General features: G+C 73.6%; 1 pseudogene. It reads right to left on the minus strand.

Annotated elements, in window-relative coordinates:
• Window positions 1-798, minus strand: a pseudogene (locus ACFPZL_RS13870) (pyruvate dehydrogenase); the annotation flags it as partial.

Below are 798 nucleotides of genomic sequence, written 5' to 3' on the forward strand. Positions count from 1 at the left end.
GCCGACCAGCGTCACCTCGTCCTCCGGGGCCGGGTGCTCGCTCAGCCGGTATCCGCCCGCGAGCACCTCCTCGCGCCGCCGCTCCCGCAGCAGCGCATCCTCGGGCACGCGGGCGAGGGACTGGTCGACCGGTCGCGTCGAGAGGCGGAAGTAGGCGGAGCCCCCGGCCGGGTCGGCGACGTCGCGGATCGCCTCGAGCATCGTCCACTCGAGATCCTGCGCGAACGCCGGTTCCCAACTCGTCAGCTCGGGGATCTCGAGCGTGATCGACGGCGTGCCTATCGACTGGTGCGCCCCGCCCTCGGGCGCGAGCGTGACGCCCGAGGGCGTGCCCACGACGATCGAGCGCCCGCCCGCGTAGAGGCCGAAGGTCCAGGGCTCGAGCGCGCGGCCGATGAAGGGGTCGTAGAGCGTCGCGATCGGGATCAGCGGCTGGCCCCAGCGCGACCCCGTCAGCCCGAGCTCGGCGGCGAGGCTCACCAGGTTCACCTCGGCGATGCCGAGCTCGATGTGCTGGCCGCGGGCGTTCTCGTGCCACTTCAGCAGGCGCTCGCGGTCGTCGGCGAACCAGTCGTGCCGGCCGGCGAGCGACCACACCCCGGTCTTGTTGATCCAACCGCCGAGGTTCGTCGAGCTGGCCACGTCGGGGCTCGCCGTGACCACGCGCTCGGCGAGTTCGGGGGCGGCCCGGCGCAGGTCGGAGAGGAAGTGCCCGAGCGTCGCCTGGGTCGAGGTCACGGCCTTGTGCCGCCACTCGAACTCGCACGGCACGGGCGGCACGGCGACCGCGGGCGAAGG

It is taken from the genome of Leucobacter soli (assembly GCF_042659205.1).
Taxonomy (GTDB): Bacteria; Actinomycetota; Actinomycetes; order Actinomycetales; family Microbacteriaceae; genus Leucobacter; species Leucobacter soli.